Origin of the sequence: Solibacillus ferritrahens, from assembly GCF_037027585.1 — a bacterium.
Classification (GTDB): domain Bacteria; phylum Bacillota; class Bacilli; order Bacillales_A; family Planococcaceae; genus Solibacillus; species Solibacillus ferritrahens.
The window spans coordinates 1-736 of the sequence record NZ_JAXCLE010000060.1; the positions used below are offsets into that span (position 1 = coordinate 1).

General features: G+C 37.8%; 1 protein-coding gene. It reads right to left on the reverse strand.

Translation table 11 applies throughout. The annotated features are described in order from the left end of the window. Positions 1-710: transposase (locus SNE38_RS19165; protein WP_336047178.1), on the reverse strand; the 710-nt coding region annotated here is incomplete at its 3' end. Positions 711-736 lie beyond the last annotated feature (26 nt).

Sequence of the window (736 nt, forward strand, 5' to 3'; positions counted from 1 at the left end):
CCACGTTCATCTGTCGCTGCATGAAATGAATAGGCAAATTGTTTTGTCCGTTCGTCCTTCACATAGTAACCACTTTCAGGGTCCGTTGTGCTCTCTTTGATTTCTTTCCATTCTTCCTTTTTAAACTTCTCCGGTGGAAACGGCTTTTTTCCGTTCTTTTCACGGTCTATGTTTAACTCTTCCTGTAGCTTTTCTTCATAGGCACGTGTCTCTTTTCGAACCATCTTTTTATCAAATTTTCGTTTATTCGCACTAGCCTTAACATGCGTGGAGTCAATAAAGATATGGTCAGCTGATAATAAACCCGCATCAACAATTTCTTTCAAGATGCGATAGAAAATCTGTTCAAATACATCTGTATCCTCAAAACGCCGCACATAATTTTTCCCAAACGTTGAAAAGTGAGGCACTTCTGTATGAAAACCGAACCCTAAAAACCAACGGTACGCTACATTCGTTTCAATTTCCTTAATCGTTTGACGCATCGAACGAATACCAAAAACGTATTGAATCATCGTCATTTTGAATAAAACAACAGGATCAATACTTGGTCTACCGAAAGGTGAATATAAGTTTTCAACTAATGGATAGACAAACGAAAAGTCAATGGCTGCCTCTAATTTACGTACGAGATGATTTTCTGGGACAAGTTGTTCAATCGTCAACATTTCTAATTGATTACGTTCGTTCATTTGGTTTTTAGTCATCATATCGGGACACCTCTTTGATTTAGATA